Raw genomic sequence first — 19,347 nt, 5'->3', positions numbered from 1 at the left:
GCCAGCCTCTCACGGCCCCACCACGAAGCCTGGCGGTGGGGCGCTGTGTCCTCGCTAACGTGAGCATCTTGTGATCAGCGAAAGTGGCTCCATGAGCGAACTCCAGCGCCTGAAGGGGCTCCTCCCTCCGGAGATGCAGAGCTGGGTGTTCGTGGAAGCGGCCGCTTCCGCCGATCCCCCTCTGATCACGATTGAGGAGATCGGTCGCGACGAGGTGGAGGTTCAGGTCGATCTGCTCAAGTGGGAGCCTTTCGCCCTCGATCACCGCAACCTGCTCTTCTGGCATGAGGTGGGGCGCATCCAGAACGACGCCGTCCCTCGCGACGGCTGGGAGATGGCGGCCCTGGCAATCGGCCTGGGCGGCGCCATCGGCGAACTCTGGGTGCAGGACGGACTGCTGCTGATGATGGCTCTGGGGCTCTCCGGCTTCGCCGGCTACCGCCTCTACCTAAAAAACAACAACGAGAAGCGCCTGCAGGACGCCATCGCCGCCGACGAGCGAGCCATTTCCCTGGCCTGCCGTTTCGGCTACACCCTCCCCAACGCCTACAAGAGCCTGGGGGGAGCTCTAAAGGAACTGCTTGAGCAAACCCGCAAGAAACGTCGTCGCTCCTTTTACGAAGACCGCCTCGAGGCCCTGCGCAAGAGTGCTGGACGAGCCCGCGCTGAAATGGCTCAACAGCAGGGAAGCCGCCAGTCAGTGACCAGTGAGAACGTTTATGGCTGAATCAGCTCCCAGCCCCACTGTGCTGGCGTCCGGAGACAGCCGGGCGCTTGCCCTGCTTGCTGCAGAGGCCTGTGACGACCGCAAGGCCGTTGAAATCTGTCTGATCCGGGTTGAGGAGGTCTCCTCCCTGGCCGACTGGTTCGTGATCTGCTCCGGCCTTTCCGAAGTGCAGGTGAGGGCCATTGCCCGCTCGGTGGAGGACCGGCTTGAGCTTGAGGCAGGTCGCCTGCCCCTGCGCAAGGAAGGTCAGAGCGAAGGCCGCTGGGTGCTGCTCGACTACGGCGAGCTGATCGTGCATGTGCTCACCCCAGCGGAGCGCCGCTACTACGACCTGGAATCCTTCTGGGGGCACGGAGAGCACGAGCCATTCCTAAGCTCGACTCAGCCCCTGTCCCAATGAATGGTCCCACTGGGCAGTTCGACAGCAGCCCAGAGACCTTCCGGTGACTTCCCTGTGACTGCCATGGATCAGGCCTGCTCGGAGAGTCCCTGCCCGGTACCGCCCGAGCAGCGTCCCCTCGAGGAATACCGCCAGCTTTGCGCCTCCTGGTTTTTCGCCTGGCCATCGCTCACCAACGCAGGTCTGAGGCGGCCCCTGCTGATCAGCTGGCTTCTGGCTCTGCCGCTCACCGCCTTGATCAGCTCAGGCAGCTGGCCCCTGCGCCATGCGCCCCTGCGTCTGGCGGCCACGGCCGCCGTAGCGGCAGTGCTGCCGGCCCTGCTGTTGCTGACGCGTCAGTGGCTGGGCTGGTCCTATGTGAACCGTCGCTTGCTCTCCGAGCGGGTGGAGTACGAGGAATCAGGGTGGTACGACGGCCAGGTGTGGGAAAAGCCCCTGGCCTGGCGCCAGCAGGATCTGCTGGTGGCCCGCCATCAGGTGCGGCCCGTTCTGGTGCGGCTGCGCCAGGCTCTCAGCCTCGCCATTCTGCTGCTCCTTGGGGGTTCAGGCCTCTGCCAGGCTCTCTGAACGCTCCAACCGCGGTCCCTTTCCCTCCCCGATGACCCTGTCTTCCAGTTTCGGCAGCCCTCAGCGCCCCGGGGTTCCACCCCTGGAGGTGCGCCTGCTGCGCAACGGCATCGCGGAGTCGTTCCATCGCGTCCACGCGGTTGTCTGCGACAAGCGCGGCAGGGTTCTGATGCGCGCCGGTGATCCCCAGCAGCTCAGCTTCGTGCGCTCGGCGCTGAAGCCGTTCCAGGCCATGGTCTTCGTGAGCAGCGGCGCCGCCGATCAGACCGGCAGTGGCGACCGCGGACTGGCGATTGCCTGTTCCTCCCATGCCGGCACCGCCGCCCACGCCCGCGAGGCGTTCAAGCTCCTCTGGAGCGCGGACATCGAAGCCGAACAGCTTCAATGTCCGACCCCAGTGGGGGCCGACAGCCCGCTCCAGCACAACTGCTCCGGCAAGCACGCGGCTTTCCTCACCACCTGCCGGCGTATGCACTGGCCGCTCGAAAGCTATCTGCACGTGGACCATCCCCTGCAGCAACAGATGCTGCGCCGGGTCGGGGAGCTGCTGGGGCTGCCAGGGGCCGAGCTGGTCACCGCTCGCGACGACTGCGGTGCACCGACTCTGCAGCTGCCCCTGGCCCAGATGGCCCTGCTGTTCGCCCACCTCGGCTCCTCCGAGCATGCGGATCTGGAACGGCTCAGCCGGGCGATGCTCGCCCACCCGGAACTGGTGGCCGGGGAGGGCCGCTTCGACACCGAGTTGATGGCCCGGGGTCACGGCATGGTGATCAGCAAGGGTGGTGCCGAGGGCATTCAGTGCCTCAGCCGGGTGGGCGAGGGTCTTGGTCTGGCGATCAAGGTGGAGGACGGCGCCAGCCGGGCTAAGCACGCCGTGGCTCTGCACCTGCTCGAGCAGCTCGACTGGCTCACCCCGATCACCCTCGAAGACCTCAAGCGCCAGTTCCTGGTGCCCGGGGAGGGACTCGAACTGGCAGTGAGCGGAGAGTTGCGCTTCGACGCCGCCAACCCCTGAGGGCATCGGATTGCTGGCGGGCACCTCGGGGTGGTACTCTCACTTGGGCGCCGCGGGGTAGAGCAGTCTGGTAGCTCGTCGGGCTCATAACCCGAAGGTCAGGAGTTCAAATCTCCTCCCCGCCACCAAATCAAAAAGCCCGGTCATCTTCAGATGGCCGGGCTTTTTGATGGCGAGCCAACGAAGCTCTGCCCTAGCGTCGCCCCCTGCTGCCGGCTGAGAAGCCATCGGATGTCGTCTGGCCTTGCCACTTCTCCAAGCTTCGATCCATCCCTCACCTACGACGCCGTGGTGGTGGGCTCAGGAGCCACGGGCGGTGTGGCCGCGATGGTGTTGGCGCAGGCAGGCCTGGAGGTGCTGGTGCTGGAGGCGGGCCCCGATCTGAGCCCGGAGAGGGCCTTCGGTCGAGAGCCAGGCAACAGCCTGCGCCGGCTGGCCAACCTCAGCAGCGGACGCCAAAACCTGCAGAGCCAGCATCCGGGGTACTGGAAGGCCAACCCTGATCTCTATGTCGATGAGGTCGAGAACCCGTACACCACTCCCGAGCAGCGTCCCTTCCTGTGGAGCCGCGGACGGCAGGTGGGCGGCAGGAGCCTCACCTGGGGGGGCATCACGCTGCGCCTCTCCGACCACGAGTTCAAGGCGGCCGAGCGTGATGGCCATGGCCTCCCCTGGCCGATCGCCTTGGAGGATCTCAACCCTTACTACGACCGGCTCGAGCGCATGCTCGGGGTGCACGGCCAGTGCGACGGGCTGCCCCAGCTTCCAGACGGCCAGTACCTGCCTCCCCTGCCGTTCACTCCCGCGGAGGAGCACCTGGGTGGCGCGATCTCCCGCGAGCTGGGCCTGCCCCTGATCCACTCGCGCGGCTTCCGGCTACAGCAGCGCACGGCCAGCAGTCCATGGCCCCGTTCCTGCTCCCAGGGTGGTGCCCTGGCCCGTGCCCTGGAAATCGGCCGGGTCTGCCTGCGCAGCAATGCGGTGGTGAGCCATGTGGAGATCGGCAGGGACGGGCTCGCAGATGGGGTCGTTTTTCTCGATCGACTCAGCGGCGCTCGCCACCACGCCCGGGCCCGGCTGGTGGTGCTCTGTGCCTCCACGCTCGAGAGCGTGCGGATCCTGCTTCACTCCGGCGAAGCGCACCAGAGCCGGGGACTGCCTGATGGCTCGGGCTGCCTGGGGCGGTACCTGATGGATCACATCTCCAGCAGCCGCTTCTTTTCCCTGCCCGATCAGCCGCCACCAGCTGAGGTGGCGGAGCTGTCAGGGGCTGGCAGCGCCTTCATTCCCAACACACTGAATCTCGATCACGGCGGTGATCTGCCCTTCCTGCGCGGCTATGGCCTCTGGGTGGGGGTGCAGCGCTTCGATCCACCAGCGCCGTTCAAGCGCCACCCCCGCGAGGCGGTGGGTTTCCTGATCGGTCACGGCGAGGTGCTGCCCCACCCCGGAAACAGGCTCACGCTCAGTACTTCCGTCAGCGACGCCTGGGGGCTGCCGGCCGCTCACATCGACTGCCACTGGGGGGAGAACGAGTTGCGCATGGTGGCGCACATGCAGGAGCGGATGCAGCAGGTGGTGACAGCCGGTGGCGGAGAGATCCACCCCCTCGAGGACCTGTTCCTGTTCCCTTTGGCTGAACCCCTGCTTCGCCGCAGCGTGGCCCTCGCCCCCACGGCCGCACCGCCCGGTTACTACGTCCACGAGCTGGGCGGCGCACGCATGACTGCGAGTCGGGATGACGGGGTGCTTGATCCCTGGAACCGCCACTGGCAAGCGCCGAACCTGCTGGTGACGGACGGGTCCTGTTGGCCAAGTGCCGGCTGGCAAAGCCCGACCCTGACGGAGATGGCGATCACCTGGCGGGCCTGCGAGCGAGCGGCGGCGGAGCTGCGGCGCTCCGGGATGTGAGCGGCTGCACACCAGCGGCTGCAACTGGTGTCGATGACCACAACCAGGCTGGATCTCAGGCCGCACAATCTGCAGGCGACCTTTCAACGGGTCGGGCAAGGGAGAAACGGCGGGAGCGGCAGCTTCCGCTTTTTTTTGGCGTTTTTTCGCCGCTGCCTGCCCTTACTTCAACTTGAGCCGGCCTTCATGAACAGTCCATCCAGGTAGTGCTGGGTGACGCAGCGATCACTGCAGCCGTTCTGGAACAGGAAGCCGGCCAGGGCGGAGGTGATCAGGCGGTACTGATCCCAATGGGGGTGGCTGCGCATGAACTCGTGCATGCCATTGAAGAGGTCTTCGGGGATCTCCGCTTCCAGGCTGATGTCTGCGCGGCTCAGGGGCTCTCGGCCATCGTGATGCATGGGCATGGATCCTCTTGGGTGCACCCAGAAAGACACGGGGAGGGGGGTGACGTCAAAGCGGCCTGGTGGCGTCGAATCCACCTGGCCCAAGCCTGAGACAGCCAGCCCATGAGCGGCCTGGCAGGCCTTGGCGAGATCCCGGCAGGGGGGCGTAAAGGGCTGGGAGAGGACTGTCAAGTTCTGGGCCTGGGGAAGAGCGGAATCCCCAGGCCCAACGCCGTGGCGGCCTGTTCGACCCCTAAACCTGTGGAAAAACCCCTCTCGACCTGGGGAAAACCCCCTTGACCTGGGGAAATCGTTGATACATCAGCCCTGCTGATGCCTAACGTGTCTCCTGAGACTCGGCTGGGACCGAGACAGGTGAGCCAGCCGCCCCCAGGCTGCGGGGGCCGAGCGGATGGTCCGCCTGGGGATAGGGCGCGTGGGTGTGGGCATGACCTGCTGGGCCGTGCTCATGGCCATGGCTGTGGTCATGGCTGTGGCTGTGGTCATGACTGTGGCCGTGACTCAGGGGAATCGGCACCCCGTCGGGCTGGCAGGCGCCGGTGCACTCCCGCTCGCAGAGAGTGCAGCTCTCCACCAGACCCTCCACGTGGTGGTGGTGGCTGCGCTGGGGAGCCCCCACCTCACTCTCGAAGCCCAGCACCTGGGCCCGGTACTTGCACAGGGAACAGTTCATCTGCGTGTCCCCCCGGATCACCTCCTCCACCCGCTCACGGAAAGTGTCAAGCACCAGCGGGTGATCCCCCAGGTAGCTGGCTGAGAGGAACTCGATCTCGGGGTGATCAGCCGCCACCCGTTGGCTGTGCTGCTGGATCCGGCTCACCAGCACTCCCGAGAAGAGGAAGTAGGGGAACACCACGATGCGACGGAAGCCCAGCTTGACCGCATGGCGCAGGCCCGGCTCGACCAGCGGGAAGGTGACCCCGGAGTACAGGGTCTCCCCCCAGCCGAAGCCCATGCCCTCCACCAGCATCCGCGTCACCTTGCTGACGTTGGAGTTGGCATCGGGATCGGATGAACCGCGTCCAACCACCACCAGCAGTGTGTCGTGCAGGGCTACGGAGGGGCCCGCCTGCTCCAGGCAGGCGGAGATCCGGGCGGCCGCAGCCTGGATCATCTTGCGGTCGATGCCCAGCTCCCGTCCGTAATCGATGCGCAGGCCGGTTTCGGCCGCATAGGTGTTGAGCACCGAGGGGATGTCGTTCTTGGCATGACCGGCTGCGAACAGCATTCCCGGCACCGCCAGCACGTGCTCCACGCCTTGGCTGCGCAGATTGTCAAGGCCATCCCGCAGGATCGGGCGGGCGAATTCCAGGTAGCCGTAGTCGACTGGAACGCCCGGCAGAAGGGTGCGCAACCCCTCGGCCAGCTGAGCGAACTCGCCCACGGCAAGTCGATTGCGGCTGCCATGGCCGCAGACCATCACACCGAGTTTGCCGTGGGGGCCAAGGGCCGCCAGGGGTTGCGCTGGAGAAAAAACCATGGGCCGTCCTGCCTGGAGGGACCCTATCGCTCCCCCCGGGGCAGTTCAGGGGCCGCAGGCAGAGGGCAGAAATGCTTGGCGATATGGACGCTTGTTCGCCAGCTCAGGCGCTGTAGGCCTTGCGCGCCGGAATCGGGTAAGGAATGCGGCGGTGGCGCATACGCCGCCACACCTTCACGAAAGCGCGGATCACCAGCTCAAGTTCGCCGCGGCTGATGCCGCTGTCTCGGAGCTGTCCATCGAGGCGCCGGGCATCGATCAGGCGCCGGACCATCGCCGCAGCATCCTGCTCCGACGTTCCCGGAGGCAGCGAGCGCAGGGCGGCCTCGCAGCCATCGGCGAGCATCAGGATCGCCGTTTCCCGGCTCTGGGGAGTGGGGCCGCGGTAGCGAAAGGCGGATTCCGGAGTGGAGGGATCGCGCTCACGCGCCTGGTGGAAGAAATAGCCCATCCGCAGGGTGCCCTGGTGCTCGGGAATGAAGTCTTCGAGGGGGCGGGGCAGGCGGTACTTCCGCGCCAACTTGAGGCCCTCATCCACGTGGGCCTGCAGAACCTTGGCACTGCCGAAGGGATCATCGAGCTGATCGTGGGGGTTGGGCCCCTCGGACTGGTTCTCGATGAACCACTGGGGCGCATGCAATTTCCCCACATCGTGATAGAGCGAGCCTGTGCGGATCAGGTCCACGTCGGCACCGATAGCCCGGGCACCCTCCTCGGCCAGACCGCAGATCATCAGGGTGTGCTCAAAGGTACCCGGGGCCTCGGTGGAGAGGCGGCGCAACAGCGGACGTTCCAGATCGGCCATCTCCAGCAGGCGAGCCCGCGTCAGCAGCCCGAAGAAGCTCTCCACCAGAGGGCCAAGCAGCAGGACCCCCATCAGCAGCCCCCCCATCAGCAGGGCCTCGGCGGCCAGTTCGGTGCCGCTGGGAAGCACCTGGGTGCGCCCATGCCAGAGGGCCACGCTCTGCAGCACGAGCCACTGCAGCACCAGGGCACCGACCGGCAGCAGGGTCGCCAGCTGCACAAGCTGAGCCCGGCTGCGCTGGCGTCCGGCCAGCAGCGCCCCAGCCAGCGCCACCAGGGCCGCCACCAGCAGGCGGATTTCGCTGAAATCATCCAGCGGCTGGGGCCAGATCAGGCTGGCCACCGCCAGCCAGGCCAGGCCAGCCGGTGTTCCCAGGGCCTGGGCCAACAGCAGGGTGGGGGGCACCAGCAGAGCCAGGGGGCTGGCGGCGTTTCCCAGCCAGAGCTTGAAACCCTGCACCACAGCCAGCATCGCCAGGGCCAGCAGTGCGTGGCGTGGCTCCAGGCTGCAGCGCCATCTCCGCATGATCAGCACCATCACGATGCAGCCGGCCAGGGCTTCGATGGAATAGCCCATCCAGGCCCAGAGCAGCGGCCTGCGGTTCACCATCCCGAAATAATCGAGCACGTCGTAGGCCTGGGGACTGATCGGTTCCCCGCGGCGGGCAATCAGATCCCCCTTCTTGACCACGATCCGGGGAATGCCTTGCTGGCTGAGCAGCTCCTCGATCAGCTGCTGGCTCATCAGCGTGTCGGTGCGCAGATTGGTGCGCCCCTGCAGGTTCGTGGCCAACAGGCGCCCACCCAGGCTCAGTCCGGGTTCCTCCATCGGCGAAAGCTGAAGGCGGGCAGCCTGCTCCAGCTGGCGCTTGGCGAGGTTGCCCACGATCCCCTGGCTGAGCATGCGTTGCTGGGACTTGCGCAGAGCCAGCTTCCAGCTGTTGAGATCCTTCGGGTCGCGGCCCACCAGCCAGGTCTGCTCCAGGGAGCTGAGGTTTAGGGGTCCAACACGGGTCTGGCTGCTGCGCGACACCTGATCAAGCTCCAGCAGCTGGCGCTCCAGCCGCTCCTGCAGCACCCTGTTGGCCTCCAGATCCACCACCTGCACATGGGTCCGGGTCCCCAGCTGGGAGCGACGCTGCTCCAGGGCCTCGCTGTTGATGACGGTGGCGTCCTTGGGCGCACTGACGCTGATCGGTGCAGGAATGCCCGGCCGCAGGCTCGGCTCCACCAGCCAGGGCCAGCTGGAGATCAGGGCCACCAGCGCACTGGCCAGCAGGATCGCAGCCCAGTCCAGCCGGCGCCAGGAGCAGAGGGCCTGGCATGGGCTTTCCTGCCGCAACAGCTGCCGCCAGATGTTCTTGAGGCGACCCCGTCGCAGCACCTTCACCATTGCCTGAGGTCAAACGCTAGCCAGGGCGCCTGCGCACGCTCCACTGCATGCTGGGCTGACAGCAAGCATGAACCGATGGCCCTTCGCCTCGATGGCCGCCAATTGGCGTCCGAGCTGGAGAATCGCCTGCGCGCAGTCATCAGCGACAGGCTTGAGCGGGCAGGCCGCGCACCCGGTCTGGCGGTGCTGCGGGTGGGAGATGATCCCGCCAGTGGCGTATACGTGGCCAATAAAGCGAAGGCCTGTGCCCGGGTGGGCATCCACAGCGTGGTGAAGCACCTGGGCTCTGACATCGCTCCGGCAGAACTGCTGGCCGCGATCACGGCACTCAACAATGACCCGGCGGTGGATGGAATCCTGCTGCAACTGCCCCTGCCGGCAGGTATGGAGGAAGCAGCCCTGCTGGCGGCGATCGATCCGGCCAAGGACGCAGATGGACTGCACACCCTCAACCTCGGCCGGCTGCTCAAGGGAGAGCCGGGCCCGCGCAGCTGCACACCGGCGGGTGTGATGGCCCTGCTGGCCCGCCATGGGATCGATCCCGCCGGCCGCCGGGCAGTGGTGGTGGGCCGCAGCATTCTGGTGGGTCAGCCGATGGCGCTGATGCTGCAGGCCGCCGATGCCACCGTGAGCGTGGCCCATTCCCGCACCACCGACCTGGCCGGTCTCACCCGCCAGGCGGAAATTCTGGTGGTGGCAGCAGGTCGGCCGCGCCTGGTGGGCGCAGAGCATGTGAGCTCCGGGACGGTGGTGGTGGATGTGGGCATTCACCGCCTGGATGGGGGCCTCTGCGGTGATGTCCGTTTCGAGGAGGTGGAGCCGCTGGCCAGCGCCATCACACCCGTGCCGGGTGGTGTGGGGCCCATGACGGTGACGATGCTGCTGGTTAACACCGTGGTGAGCTGGTGGAGGCGGACGGAGGGGGGTGATCCGGGCCCAGGTTCTGCTGACAATCCTTTGGCGGATCTGCTGCCTTGAGCCACTGCCGGACCGGTGGCCTGAGAGAATCCCCGCCAGCGCGCTGGTATCCATGGCCGTGGCGGTGAGCACGGAATTTGATTTCGCCGCCTACCTGGAGTCGGCCCGGGGGCAGGTGGAACTGGCCCTTGAGGCGGCTCTGGGGCCTGAGCGGCCGGAGTCGCTCCGGGAGGCGATGCGCTATTCACTGCTGGGCGGTGGCAAGCGCCTGCGTCCGATCCTCTGTCTGGCGGCCTGTGAGCTGGCCGGCGGCGAGGTGGCCCTGGCCCTGCCCACGGCGGTGGCGCTGGAGATGATCCACACGATGTCGTTGATCCACGACGATCTCCCCGCCATGGACAACGACGACCTGCGCCGGGGGCGTCCCACCAACCACAAGGTCTATGGCGAGGCCCAGGCGATCCTAGCCGGTGATGCCCTGCTGACCCGAGCCTTCGAGATGGTTGCCCTGCGCAGCCCCGGCGTGCCGGCGGAGCGGCTGCTGCAGGTGGTCGGTGAACTTTCCCTCTCCGCCGGAGCTCCGGGGCTGGTGGGCGGTCAGGTGGTCGACCTGGAATCGGAGGGCAAGGACGTGGACCTTGACACCCTGGAGTACATACACCTGCACAAGACCGGCGCCCTGCTGCAGGCCTGTGTGCTCACCGGGGCCATGATCGCCGGGGCCTCAGAACCCCTGCTGCAGGGGCTGCGCACCTATTCCCGGGGCATTGGTCTGGCCTTCCAGATCATCGACGACATCCTTGATCTGACCGCCAGCAGCGAAGTGCTGGGCAAGACAGCAGGCAAGGACCTCACCGCCGACAAGACCACCTACCCCAAACTGCTGGGGCTGGAGGAATCGAGGCAAAGGGCCGAAGCCCTGGTGGCGGAGGCAAAGGCTGCCCTCCAGCCCTGGCAGGCCAATGCCCAGCCTCTGCTCGCTCTGGCCGACTACATCACGAGCCGCGACCGATGATCGGTTCTCCCTTCTCGGCTGGTCCCCTGATTCAGTTGCTCGACAACGGAGTGCTGGCCTGGGCTCTGATTGCCTGTGGTCTGGCCCAGCTCGGCAAGTTGCTGGTGGAACTGGTGGAGCACGGCCGTTGGCGGCCGGCTGTGCTGTTCGAAACCGGTGGCATGCCCTCCAGCCACTCGGCCCTGGTCACCGGAGCCTGCGCCGGCATCGGCTGGGAGCTGGGCTTCGCTGATCCCCTCTTCGCCTTCGCCTGCACCATCGCCTTCATCGTGATGTACGACGCCAGCGGTGTACGCCGGGCCGCGGGTCTGCAGGCCGCCCGCCTCAACTCCCTGCCAGCCTCCTTCTGGGCCACCGAGCCACGGCCACAGCCAGCGGCCGCCACGGCACCGCTCAACCCCCTCAAAGAAAGCCTCGGCCACACCCGCTTGGAGGTGCTGGCCGGCAGCCTGATCGGCCCGGCGATCGCCCTGACAGGGCTGGCCCTGGCCGGATCCCCGCTGCAGATCGCCCAGGGGTGGGGTTGGCTGCCCCTGGCCTGAACGACAGCGCAGCCGCTGCCCCTCTGGAGCTCACCCTCTCCCAGAGCCTCGCCGTGGACACCTTCACGGCCTGGCTGGCGAGGCCAGCCCGGGATGAGCCATTCGTGCTCAGCGGCTATGCCGGCACCGGCAAGACCTTCCTCTCAATGGTCTTCCTGGCCGCGGCAGAAGCCAGGGGTCTCTGCTGGACCGCGGTGGCCCCGACCCACAAGGCTGTCGGGGTGTTGCGGGGATATCTGGAGCGGGCGGGACTGCGGCCCACCTGGCACCCCTCCACCCTGCACCGCCTGCTGCGGTTGAAGCTGCGCCGCCAGGGGGGGCGCGAGGTCTGCGAGGAGACCGATCAGACCGCCCTGGCCCTGGAGCACCTGGGGCTGGTGCTGATCGATGAGGCCTCGATGGTGGACGGCAGCCTGCTGCGCTTCAGCCTGCAGGGGGCCCATCCCTACGGCACCCGCCTGGTGTTCGTGGGGGATCCGGCCCAGTTGCCGCCGGTGGGGGAAGCGAGCAGCCCGGTGTTCGCACTGCAGCGGGCCTGCCGCGCCGATCTCAGCGAAGTGGTGCGCCACCAGGGGCCCGTGTTGCGCCTGGCCACCGCTCTGCGCCAGGAGCAGCTTCCTTGCCGATTACCGCCGGTGGGGCCCCGACGACAGACGGCCCAGGGGGATGTGGTGGTGCTGGAACGCAGCGCCTGGCTGGAGTCCGCCCAGGCGGCTCTGCGCAGGGCCGCCGCCAGCGACGATCCCGATGAGGCGCGTATTCTCTGCTACACCAATCGATCGCTGGAGCGGTTGGTGCCCCTGGCCCGCCGCGCCATCCATGGCGCCATGGCCGACCAGCTGCCGGTGCTGCCCGGCGAAGTGCTGCTCAGCCGCATGGCGGTGATGGCGCCGGCCTGCCGCCAGGGGGCCGCAGCGGGTGAGGAACCGGACATGGTGCTGGCCTCGAACCTGGAGCTGTTGGTGCGGGATGTGACCCCGGAGCGCTGCGACCTGGCCGAGTTCGGCGTAGCGGATGCCCCGGTGATCGACACCCAGCTGGTGGAGGTGGTCTTCGGGGAGAACCCCCTGAGTCTGCGCCTGCTGCCGCCGGTTGGAACCGCCGCCAGGGAGCAGCTGGAAACCGTGCTGGCGTCCTTGCGGCGGCAGGCCCGGGAGGCGGGCCAGGACAGGGGCCGCTCCCTCTGGCGCCGCTACTTCCTGGTGCGTGATGCCTTCGCCTCGCTTGGCCCTGCCGCTGTGCTCACCGTGCATCGCTCCCAGGGGAGTGGGTTCGGAGAGGTGTTCATCGATGGGGATGTCTTCTGGCCGTCCGACCTGCGCCTGCGTCGCCAGCTGGTTTATGTGGCCGTGACCAGGGCACGGCGCGGCGTATGGCTGGCAGGAGGTCCCGGTGATGCGGCGGATCGCCGCCGCTGGCAGGAGGCTCTTGCTGAAGATCCCAGTGCTACCTAGGCCAGCTGAAGCCCCTCGATGCCCTGCCAGGCCAGATAGGCCGCCAGGGCCAGGCTGATAGTGCCCATCACCAGTTCACCATTGGCGTAGAGGCTCTGCTTGCCCCGCTGCAGCAGTGGCAGCACCCGCTTACGGCCCAGGGCCACCCCAAGCAACGGCAACAGCAGCAGCAGACTGGCCGCCAGGCAGAAAAGGCCGGCCAAAAGCACCTCCTGGCCGCGACCCAGGCCGGCGGAAAGGAGGGCGGAGGCCCCCTTCGCCAGCAGGACCAGGTCGTCGGGGCTGACCACCTCGATCGCCACACTCACGCCGATCAACAGCGGCAGCGGCAGGGCGCAGAAGCGATCCAGCTGGCGAATCCAACCAGCGGGTTCTTCTGCGCCGGCCTTGGTGGGCAGCAGATCCCTGATCCCGAGGGCCAGCAGAGCCCCGGCGCCGATCAGATCCAGGCCGGTGCGGTGGTCGCTGCCCTGCTCCATGGTCAGCAGCAGGCCATGACCAACCGACAGCAGCAAGGCCATCATCGTGGCGATGGTGAGAATCCAGCTCAGCAGAAACAGACCACCCCGGCGCAGGGGATCGGGCCCGAGCAGCAGCAACAACAGCAGGCCGATGTGGATCGGACTGAGGCTGATGACGCTGCCGTAGGTCAGCAGCTCGGCCCAGAGCTTGGCATCGGTCATGGGGCTGGCGAGAGATCGGGACTCAACGACGCACCTCAAACCAATCGTGCCCATCGAGCGGAATCATGCACTCGCTGACGCTGCTCACCTGGGCACCGGCAGGGCCCGACTCACACCAGATCCTGAGCTGCTCGAGGTCGTGGCTGCATCCTTCCGCCTCCAGTTCCACCCGACCGTCGGAGCGGTTCCTCACCCAACCCCCCAGGCCAAGGGCCTGCGCACGTTGGCACAAGGCCTGCCGGTAGCCGACCCCCTGAACACGGCCACTCACGATTAGGCGCCAGCGCTCAATGGAGGCACCGCCAGCGCTGCGGCCCCGGCTGTCCCTGCTGCCTCGGGGAAAGGAGTCGCCTGGGCGGCCGCGTTGCGCAGGCGCCGGCAGATCGCCGGACATCCAGCCCAGTGGAGGTGCAGCCAGCTTGCGTGAATTGTTGGTGTCGTCCATCCTTCCAGCCGCGGTGCCCAACCCCAGCCTTCAAGCTGCCACAGCCGTTCGCTGCCGTCCATGACTGTGTCGCTCAGTTCCCAGCGGTGAAACTCATGGCCAGCGAGCACCTCACCGCGGCGGGTCACCAGACCGTCGCCGAGGGGAGTGGCCTGGCGATAGCCCAGTTGCAACGAACCGCGCCTGGCGCTGAACGGCAGCAGGCCTGCCATGGCGTGGGCCTCACCCAGGGGATCCTCAAGCATCTGGCCAAGCAGCAGCAGGCCGCCGCACTCGGCGTAGATCGGCAGGCCGGCGGCGGCGGCCCGCCTCAGGTCGCCCTGGCTGCGCTGGCTGACGGCCAGCTCAGCGGCATGCAGCTCCGGGTAACCCCCCGGCAGGATCACCCCCCGGCACCCCTGGGGCAGGGGCTGATCGGCCAGTGGTTGCCAGGGCAGAGCGGTCACACCCAGAGCCGTGAGCAGTTCCGTGGCTTCGGGGTAGCGGAAGTGGAAGGCGGCGTCGCTGGCGATGGCGATCGGCAGCTCCCCTCCGCGCTCGTTGCACTCCAGATCCGCTTGTGTCTGGGCTGAGCGCTCCAGGCACCAGCGGATCGGATCGCGGGCGCTGCCCTCAGCGACCTTCAGGGGCGGCGGCGGCGCCAGAAGAGGCAGCAGGCGCTCCAGATCCAGGTGGCGCTCCGCCAGAGCGGCCCACTCCTCGCTTCTGGCCTGGAAATCCTGCAGCTCATCGGGAGGCAGCAGTCCCAGATGCCGGGAGGGCAGGCTCAGGTCAGGGTGGCGGGGCAAGGCCCCCAGCAAGGGCATGGCGATTGAGGCGAGGGCCTCGCTCAACAGGGCCCGGTGGCGTTCAGTACTCACTCCGTTGAGCACCACCCCGGCCAGCTCAAGCCCCGGCTGGTGATCACGAAAGCCCCGCACCAAGGCCGCCAGTGAGCCCGCCTGCCGGCTGGCCTCCACCACCAGCACCACCGGCAGACCCAGCAGGCTGGCCACCTCGGCGGAGCTGCCTTCGGCGCTGGCCCCCCGGCCATCGAAGAGGCCCATCACCCCCTCCACCAGGCAGTGGTCGGCCTGGCTGCCCCACCAATGGAAGGCCCGTTGCAGCCACTCCTGGCCGCAGAGCAGGCGGTCAAGGTTGCGGCAGGGGCGCCCGCTCACCCGCCCCAGCAGCTGGGGATCGAGGTAATCCGGCCCCACCTTGAAGACCTGAACGCTGCCCCGGCTGCGGCGCAACAGGGCGCTGAGGGCAAGGCTGAGCAGGGTCTTGCCGCTGCCGCTGCAGGGGGCGGCGATCAGGCAGGCCATGGCTTCGAACCCGCAGGCCGTCAGGCGTTGGGCAGGAGTTTGGCAGCCAGCGGCGCCGCGGCGGCCAGCAGGGGATTGGTGGAGTCGTGTCCACCCCCGAGCAGCCGGGCCATCTCCCACTCATCAGTGGCATGGGCCATTGGCACCACCTCCTCGGCCAGCTCCATCCGGGCCATGCCCCCGGCCTCAAGGCGCATACAACCGCCCGATTCTGAACAGAGGATCACGCAGAGGGGCTGTCTGCCTGGCGGTTGGCAGATCAGGCGCAGACCCACCACGCTGCCCGGATGGCTGCTGGGCACACCCACAGGCACGGGTGTGAGATGGAATAGGACGGGGATACCATCGTTACGCTCGAATTCGGCACTGATCCCCTCCTCAGCGGCGGCGTTGCTCTCCACCCAGTGCCAGCCGAGGCGATCGGCCAGCCAGGCGGCTAGTAACAGGCCCTGCACGGGATGGGTGCCTTCGACGTCGATGTCTAGCTGCACCACGTGATTGAGGGCGTCACGGCGGCTGGGGGGGTCAAAGACCATGGCCAGCGATTCCCGCCAGGCGCGCTGCCGCAGCCAGTTGAGGTCGTTAACGGGCTGACCGCTGCCCACGCAGCTCTCCAGCAGGTCCAGGCAACGGCGCGGGGTGCCGAGGGCCGTGTCAATCACCAGGCGGCGACCAGGTTCAGCGAGAGCCTCCAGCAATTCAGGCGCCTCATCCAGGGAACCGTTCCACCAGACCCAGCAGGGCAGATCAGCGGGCACGAGAGGCTGCAGCAACTGCAGACCCTGTTGCAGTGCACCGAAATCGCCCCGCAGCACCACCACATCGCCGCAGGCGGCGGTGGTGCCTTCGCCCGGCAGGGGGCAGTAGGCCGCCACCAGGGTTTCCAGGGGCTGGCCGTGGTTGAGGGTGGGCGCCAGAGTGATCAGCCGACGGGGCTGGAAGGCGCTGATCGCCGCGTCAATGTGCTGGCCGCGCAGATCTTCGATGGCATGGTCACCGCTCTGCTGACCCAGGGCCCAGGCGAGCTTGGGCGAGAGGGGGGAGATGCTCAGGGGCAGATCACAGGTGAGCACGGCCTCCCGCGCGGCCTCCAGCAGTTCAGTGCGGACCACACCGGTGACGGGGCCGTCGAGGCGGCCGGTACGCACCAGATGCTGCTCAACCCAGGCCGGTTGCCAGACCAGCAGAGTGAAGGTGGAGGCCCCGCTGGCGGATTCGAGGTCCTGGCTCCAGAGCTTCTCGAGGTAGTCGGTGAGCTCGGGCGGTGGCAGGGCCACGGGGGCCTGAAGGGTGAGCTGGGGGGACATGGGGTTGGCTCGTTAGGAGAGGGGCAATGCCGGGGGCAGCCATCGGAATTGGGCTCGGAGCGGGGCGCACCTCAGGGGCGGCGCCACATCAGGCCATCGCGGCCCAGAAGGTTGTCGGCAGCGGCGGGGCCCCAGGTGCGGGCTTCATAGGGGTGGACGGGCAGCTGCCAGGGGCTGTCCTCGATCAGCTCCAGCAACGGGGTGTACAGCCGCCAGGCGGCCTCCACCTCATCGCCGCGGGTGAAGAGAGTGGGGTCTCCCAGCATGGCGTCAGCGAGCAGGCGAACGTAGCCCTCGTCGGAGGGTTCACCGAAGGATTCGTCGTAGGAGAAGTGCATGTCGACCGGACGGCTGCGCATCCCCGATCCCGGGGATTTCACTTCAAAGCGGAAGCCGGCCCCTTCATCGGGCTGGATGCGCAGGATCAGCTGGTTGGCGGTGGGACTGCCGCCGGCTGCATCGAACAGATGCACAGGTGCCTCCCGGAAGGTGAGCACGACCTCGCTCATGCGCTTGGGCAGGCGTTTGCCGGTGCGCAGGTAGAAGGGCACCCCCTGCCAGCGCCAGTTGTCGATGAACAGCTTCATCGCCACATAGGTTTCCGTGGTGCTGTTGGGATTCACCCCGGGTTCCTGGCGGTAACCGGTCAGGGGGCGCCTGGCGGTGCCACCGGGGCCGTACTGGCCGCGCACGCAGCAGTTCCAGGGTTCAAGCTCATCGGCCAGCCGCGCCGACTGCAGCACCTTGGCCTTCTCATTGCGGATCGCCTCCGCATCGAAGCGTCCCGGGGCTTCCATCGTTGTGAGCGCAAGCATCTGGGTGAGGTGGTTCTGCACCATGTCCCTCAGGGCGCCGGAGCTTTCGTAGTAGCCAGCCCGCTCCTCCACACCCACGGTTTCAGCCGCGGTGATCTCGACACTGGCGATGTAGTTCCGGTTCCAGATCGGCTCGAAGATCGTGTTGGCGAAGCGGAGCACGAGGATGTTCTGGACCGTCTCCTTGCCGAGATAGTGGTCGATGCGGAAGACCTGGCTCTCCTTGGCGCTGGTCTGCACGATCCGGTTGAGCTCCTGCGCACTGCCGTAGTCACGACCGAAGGGCTTCTCGATCACCACCCTGCTGCGCTCGGGGTCACTGAGCAGGCCAGCGGCGGCCAGGGCGCTGCAACCACTGCCGTAGAACTTCGGCGACACCGAGAGGTAGAAGGTGCGGTTATTGCGCGTAGCCCGGTGGCGGTCGATCACCTCGAGCCGCTGGGCCAGGCGCACCAGGTGCTCGGGTTGCTGCAGATCCACCGGCTCATAGAACAGACCGGCGGCGAACTGGTCCCAGGCTCCGCGGTGCTCATGGATCAGGTCACCGAGGGCTTCGGCCATCTGGCCGCGGAACTCTTCGTCGCTCCAGGGGCGCCGGGCGCAGCCCAGCACGGCGAACTCGGTGGGGAGCCGCCGCTGGCGGAACAGCTCGAACAGGGCCGGCACCAGCTTGCGAGAGGTGAGGTCTCCGCTCGCCCCGAAAATCACCAGGCACTGGGGCGAGACCACACGCTCCTGGCGTAGCCCGACCCTCAGTGGATTGGTGAGCGTGACGGTCATGGAGTTGCAGGTGATGACACTGGTTTACCCACGAAAGCGGGGAACACCCAGCAAAGGGCATGGGCAGGCCCCCTCTGTGCTGATTTCGGCAAAAAAAAGCCCGCCGTCATGGCGGGCTGAAGCGGTACGGCAAGGGCTGTGCTGAGGGTGCCTGATCAGTAGGTTTCCACGTGCCAGCGATCGGCCTTCTTGAGCTGGGGACGAAGTTCTGACCAGTTGAGACCCTTGCTTTCGGCGGCCTTGCTCATCGCTTCATCGATGCCGGGTTCCATACCCCGCAGGCCGCACATGTAAACGTGAGTCTTGGGGTCTTCGATCATGGTGAAAATCTCATCGCCGTGCTCAGCAACACGATCCTGGATGTACATCCGACCACCGCTGGGATTCTGCTGTTCACGGCTGATCGCCTTGGTGTAGCGGAAGTTGTCGGGGAATTCGGAAAGGTAGCTCTGGAGGTCCTCTTCGTAAAGCAGGTTCGGAGTGGTGGGAACACCCATGATCAGCCAGGCCTTGCCCCGGAACTGATAGCCGGGGTTTTTGGCCCGCTCGCCTGGATCGAACATGCGGCGCAGGTAGGCCCGCATGGGGGCGATGCCGGTGCCGGTGGCCAGCATGATCACATTGGCGTCTTCATCGGGGGGAAGCAGCATCTCCTTGCCCACTGGGCCGGTGATCTTTACCTTGGCGCCAGGTTCAATGTCACAGAGGAAGGTGGAGCAAACTCCATTGATCGTCTCGCCATCCTTTTCGTACTGAAGTTGGCGGACGCAGAGGGAAACGGTCTTGGCTTCGAGGTTGTCGCCGTGGCGGGTGCTGGCGATTGAGTAGAGACGAAGCTTGTTGGGCTTGCCATTGCTGTCGACTCCATCGGGAATGATGCCGATGCTCTGGCCCTCCACGTAGTGAAGGTTGCCCTCGGAGAGATCGAAGGTTATGTGATTGACCCTGCCGATCGCCCCTTCAGCCAGAAGCGAATAGTTTCCGAGCACGGTGCCGATGTAGGGATCCTTCGGCTTGTAGAGATTGACGGGAACAGCTTCGTGCTTGACGGGGGTGGTCACGGGAGAAGGGGCGGCGTTGGCAGCGATCGAGGCGGGCTCGGGAGTGGGAGCGGCGGAGGCCTGGTCAGCCGGGGTGACCGAGAGAAGACGTCCGCCCTGCTGGTTGATCATGCGCAGGGTGGCCTGCATCTGAGAAAAAGGGATGGTGAAGCAACGCTCGGCCGTGCGCGTGCCAGCAGCTTTGAGGCCCTCCACCACAAGAGTGAACATGCGGGCATCGGACTGACGAAGCGCTGCGGTCGAGATGCGCATGAACCCTCAAACTCCTGAAAATCCGTACGATCATAGGGAACGCCAAAGATCGTTCCTCCCCAGA

The 19,347-nt window shown here is 66.9% G+C and carries 18 protein-coding genes and 1 tRNA gene; 10 read left to right on the top strand and 9 right to left on the bottom strand.

The features are described 5' to 3' along the window. The first annotated feature begins 91 nt into the window (after positions 1-91). The 6 genes from CJZ82_RS00175 (at position 92) to CJZ82_RS00150 (ending at position 4,620) form a co-directional block, all read left to right on the top strand. Complete coding sequence (locus CJZ82_RS00175) at positions 92-727, top strand: DUF3318 domain-containing protein (protein ID WP_094553793.1); 636 nt, start codon at positions 92-94, stop codon at positions 725-727. Beyond that, positions 720-1,127 carry a ribosome silencing factor gene (rsfS, locus tag CJZ82_RS00170; protein ID WP_094553792.1) on the top strand — a complete coding sequence of 136 codons (408 nt, stop codon included), beginning with the start codon at positions 720-722 and terminating at the stop codon, positions 1,125-1,127. The genes CJZ82_RS00175 and rsfS overlap by 8 nt, the downstream gene beginning before the upstream one ends. Positions 1,128-1,190: 63 nt before the next feature. Further along, the gene (locus tag CJZ82_RS00165) at positions 1,191-1,694 is read left to right on the top strand and encodes a CGLD27 family protein (RefSeq protein ID WP_094553791.1); all 504 of its coding nucleotides are present in this window, start codon (positions 1,191-1,193) and stop codon (positions 1,692-1,694) included. Positions 1,695-1,725: 31 nt separating this feature from the next. Further along, a complete protein-coding gene (locus CJZ82_RS00160; protein ID WP_094553790.1) occupies positions 1,726-2,709 on the top strand; it encodes an asparaginase in 984 nt (327 codons plus the stop codon). A 51-nt stretch (positions 2,710-2,760) separates the two neighbouring features. Next, positions 2,761-2,837: transfer RNA gene (locus CJZ82_RS00155), tRNA-Met, on the top strand. A gap of 103 nt (positions 2,838-2,940) precedes the next feature. Continuing rightward, positions 2,941-4,620, top strand: a complete 1,680-nt coding sequence (locus CJZ82_RS00150) for a GMC oxidoreductase (RefSeq protein WP_233129927.1) — start codon at positions 2,941-2,943, stop codon at positions 4,618-4,620. Positions 4,621-4,787: 167 nt separating this feature from the next. Here CJZ82_RS00150 and CJZ82_RS00145 read toward each other — a convergent pair whose 3' ends face one another. From CJZ82_RS00145 to CJZ82_RS00135, 3 genes are all read right to left on the bottom strand, one after another. Beyond that, positions 4,788-5,021, bottom strand: a complete 234-nt coding sequence (locus tag CJZ82_RS00145) for a DUF2811 domain-containing protein (protein ID WP_094553788.1) — start codon at positions 5,019-5,021, stop codon at positions 4,788-4,790. Between the two features lie 322 nt (positions 5,022-5,343). Next, positions 5,344-6,507, bottom strand: a complete 1,164-nt coding sequence (locus CJZ82_RS00140) for a sirohydrochlorin chelatase (protein WP_094553787.1) — start codon at positions 6,505-6,507, stop codon at positions 5,344-5,346. Positions 6,508-6,610: 103 nt separating this feature from the next. Next, positions 6,611-8,704 carry an HDIG domain-containing metalloprotein gene (locus CJZ82_RS00135; protein ID WP_094553786.1) on the bottom strand — a complete coding sequence of 698 codons (2,094 nt, stop codon included), beginning with the start codon at positions 8,702-8,704 and terminating at the stop codon, positions 6,611-6,613. 75 nt (positions 8,705-8,779) lie between these two features. Here CJZ82_RS00135 and folD point away from each other — a divergent pair, with 75 nt between their 5' ends. From folD to CJZ82_RS00115, 4 genes are read left to right on the top strand one after another with little or no spacing between them, the layout of a single operon-like run. Continuing rightward, positions 8,780-9,682, top strand: coding sequence for a bifunctional methylenetetrahydrofolate dehydrogenase/methenyltetrahydrofolate cyclohydrolase FolD (folD, locus tag CJZ82_RS00130; RefSeq protein ID WP_094553785.1), 903 nt, complete (start codon positions 8,780-8,782; stop codon positions 9,680-9,682). Positions 9,683-9,734: 52 nt separating this feature from the next. After that, positions 9,735-10,637 (top strand): geranylgeranyl diphosphate synthase CrtE, encoded by a 903-nt coding sequence (crtE, locus tag CJZ82_RS00125; protein ID WP_198949581.1) that lies wholly within the window; start codon positions 9,735-9,737, stop codon positions 10,635-10,637. Next, positions 10,634-11,179, top strand: a complete 546-nt coding sequence (locus CJZ82_RS00120; RefSeq protein ID WP_094553784.1) for a divergent PAP2 family protein — start codon at positions 10,634-10,636, stop codon at positions 11,177-11,179. Before crtE ends, CJZ82_RS00120 begins: the two co-directional genes overlap by 4 nt. Beyond that, positions 11,161-12,633 (top strand): AAA family ATPase, encoded by a 1,473-nt coding sequence (locus tag CJZ82_RS00115; protein WP_369819994.1) that lies wholly within the window; start codon positions 11,161-11,163, stop codon positions 12,631-12,633. Before CJZ82_RS00120 ends, CJZ82_RS00115 begins: the two co-directional genes overlap by 19 nt. Here CJZ82_RS00115 and CJZ82_RS00110 read toward each other — a convergent pair. The 6 genes from CJZ82_RS00110 to petH all read right to left on the bottom strand — a co-directional run bounded on the left by CJZ82_RS00110 (position 12,630) and on the right by petH (position 19,283). After that, complete coding sequence (locus CJZ82_RS00110; protein ID WP_094553783.1) at positions 12,630-13,316, bottom strand: GAP family protein; 687 nt, start codon at positions 13,314-13,316, stop codon at positions 12,630-12,632. The genes CJZ82_RS00115 and CJZ82_RS00110 overlap by 4 nt on opposite strands. 22 nt (positions 13,317-13,338) lie before the next feature. Continuing rightward, positions 13,339-13,587: an acylphosphatase gene (locus CJZ82_RS00105; RefSeq protein WP_233129926.1), complete on the bottom strand. Its 249-nt coding sequence runs from the start codon at positions 13,585-13,587 to the stop codon at positions 13,339-13,341. A gap of 2 nt (positions 13,588-13,589) precedes the next feature. Continuing rightward, positions 13,590-15,068: a cobyrinate a,c-diamide synthase gene (locus CJZ82_RS00100; RefSeq protein ID WP_094553782.1), complete on the bottom strand. Its 1,479-nt coding sequence runs from the start codon at positions 15,066-15,068 to the stop codon at positions 13,590-13,592. Between the two features lie 20 nt (positions 15,069-15,088). Continuing rightward, complete coding sequence (locus tag CJZ82_RS00095; RefSeq protein WP_094553781.1) at positions 15,089-16,375, bottom strand: glucose-6-phosphate dehydrogenase assembly protein OpcA; 1,287 nt, start codon at positions 16,373-16,375, stop codon at positions 15,089-15,091. A 71-nt stretch (positions 16,376-16,446) separates the two neighbouring features. Then, the gene (zwf, locus tag CJZ82_RS00090; protein ID WP_094553780.1) at positions 16,447-17,970 is read right to left on the bottom strand and encodes a glucose-6-phosphate dehydrogenase; all 1,524 of its coding nucleotides are present in this window, start codon (positions 17,968-17,970) and stop codon (positions 16,447-16,449) included. A gap of 155 nt (positions 17,971-18,125) precedes the next feature. Further along, a complete protein-coding gene (gene petH, locus CJZ82_RS00085; RefSeq protein WP_094553779.1) occupies positions 18,126-19,283 on the bottom strand; it encodes a ferredoxin--NADP reductase in 1,158 nt (385 codons plus the stop codon). Positions 19,284-19,347 lie beyond the last annotated feature (64 nt).

Origin of the sequence: Synechococcus sp. 1G10, assembly GCF_002252625.1 — a bacterium.
Classification (GTDB): Bacteria; Cyanobacteriota; Cyanobacteriia; order PCC-6307; family Cyanobiaceae; genus Regnicoccus_A.
The sequence above is the reverse complement of the archived record's forward strand: the minus strand, read 5'-3'. Positions and strand labels throughout refer to the sequence as shown.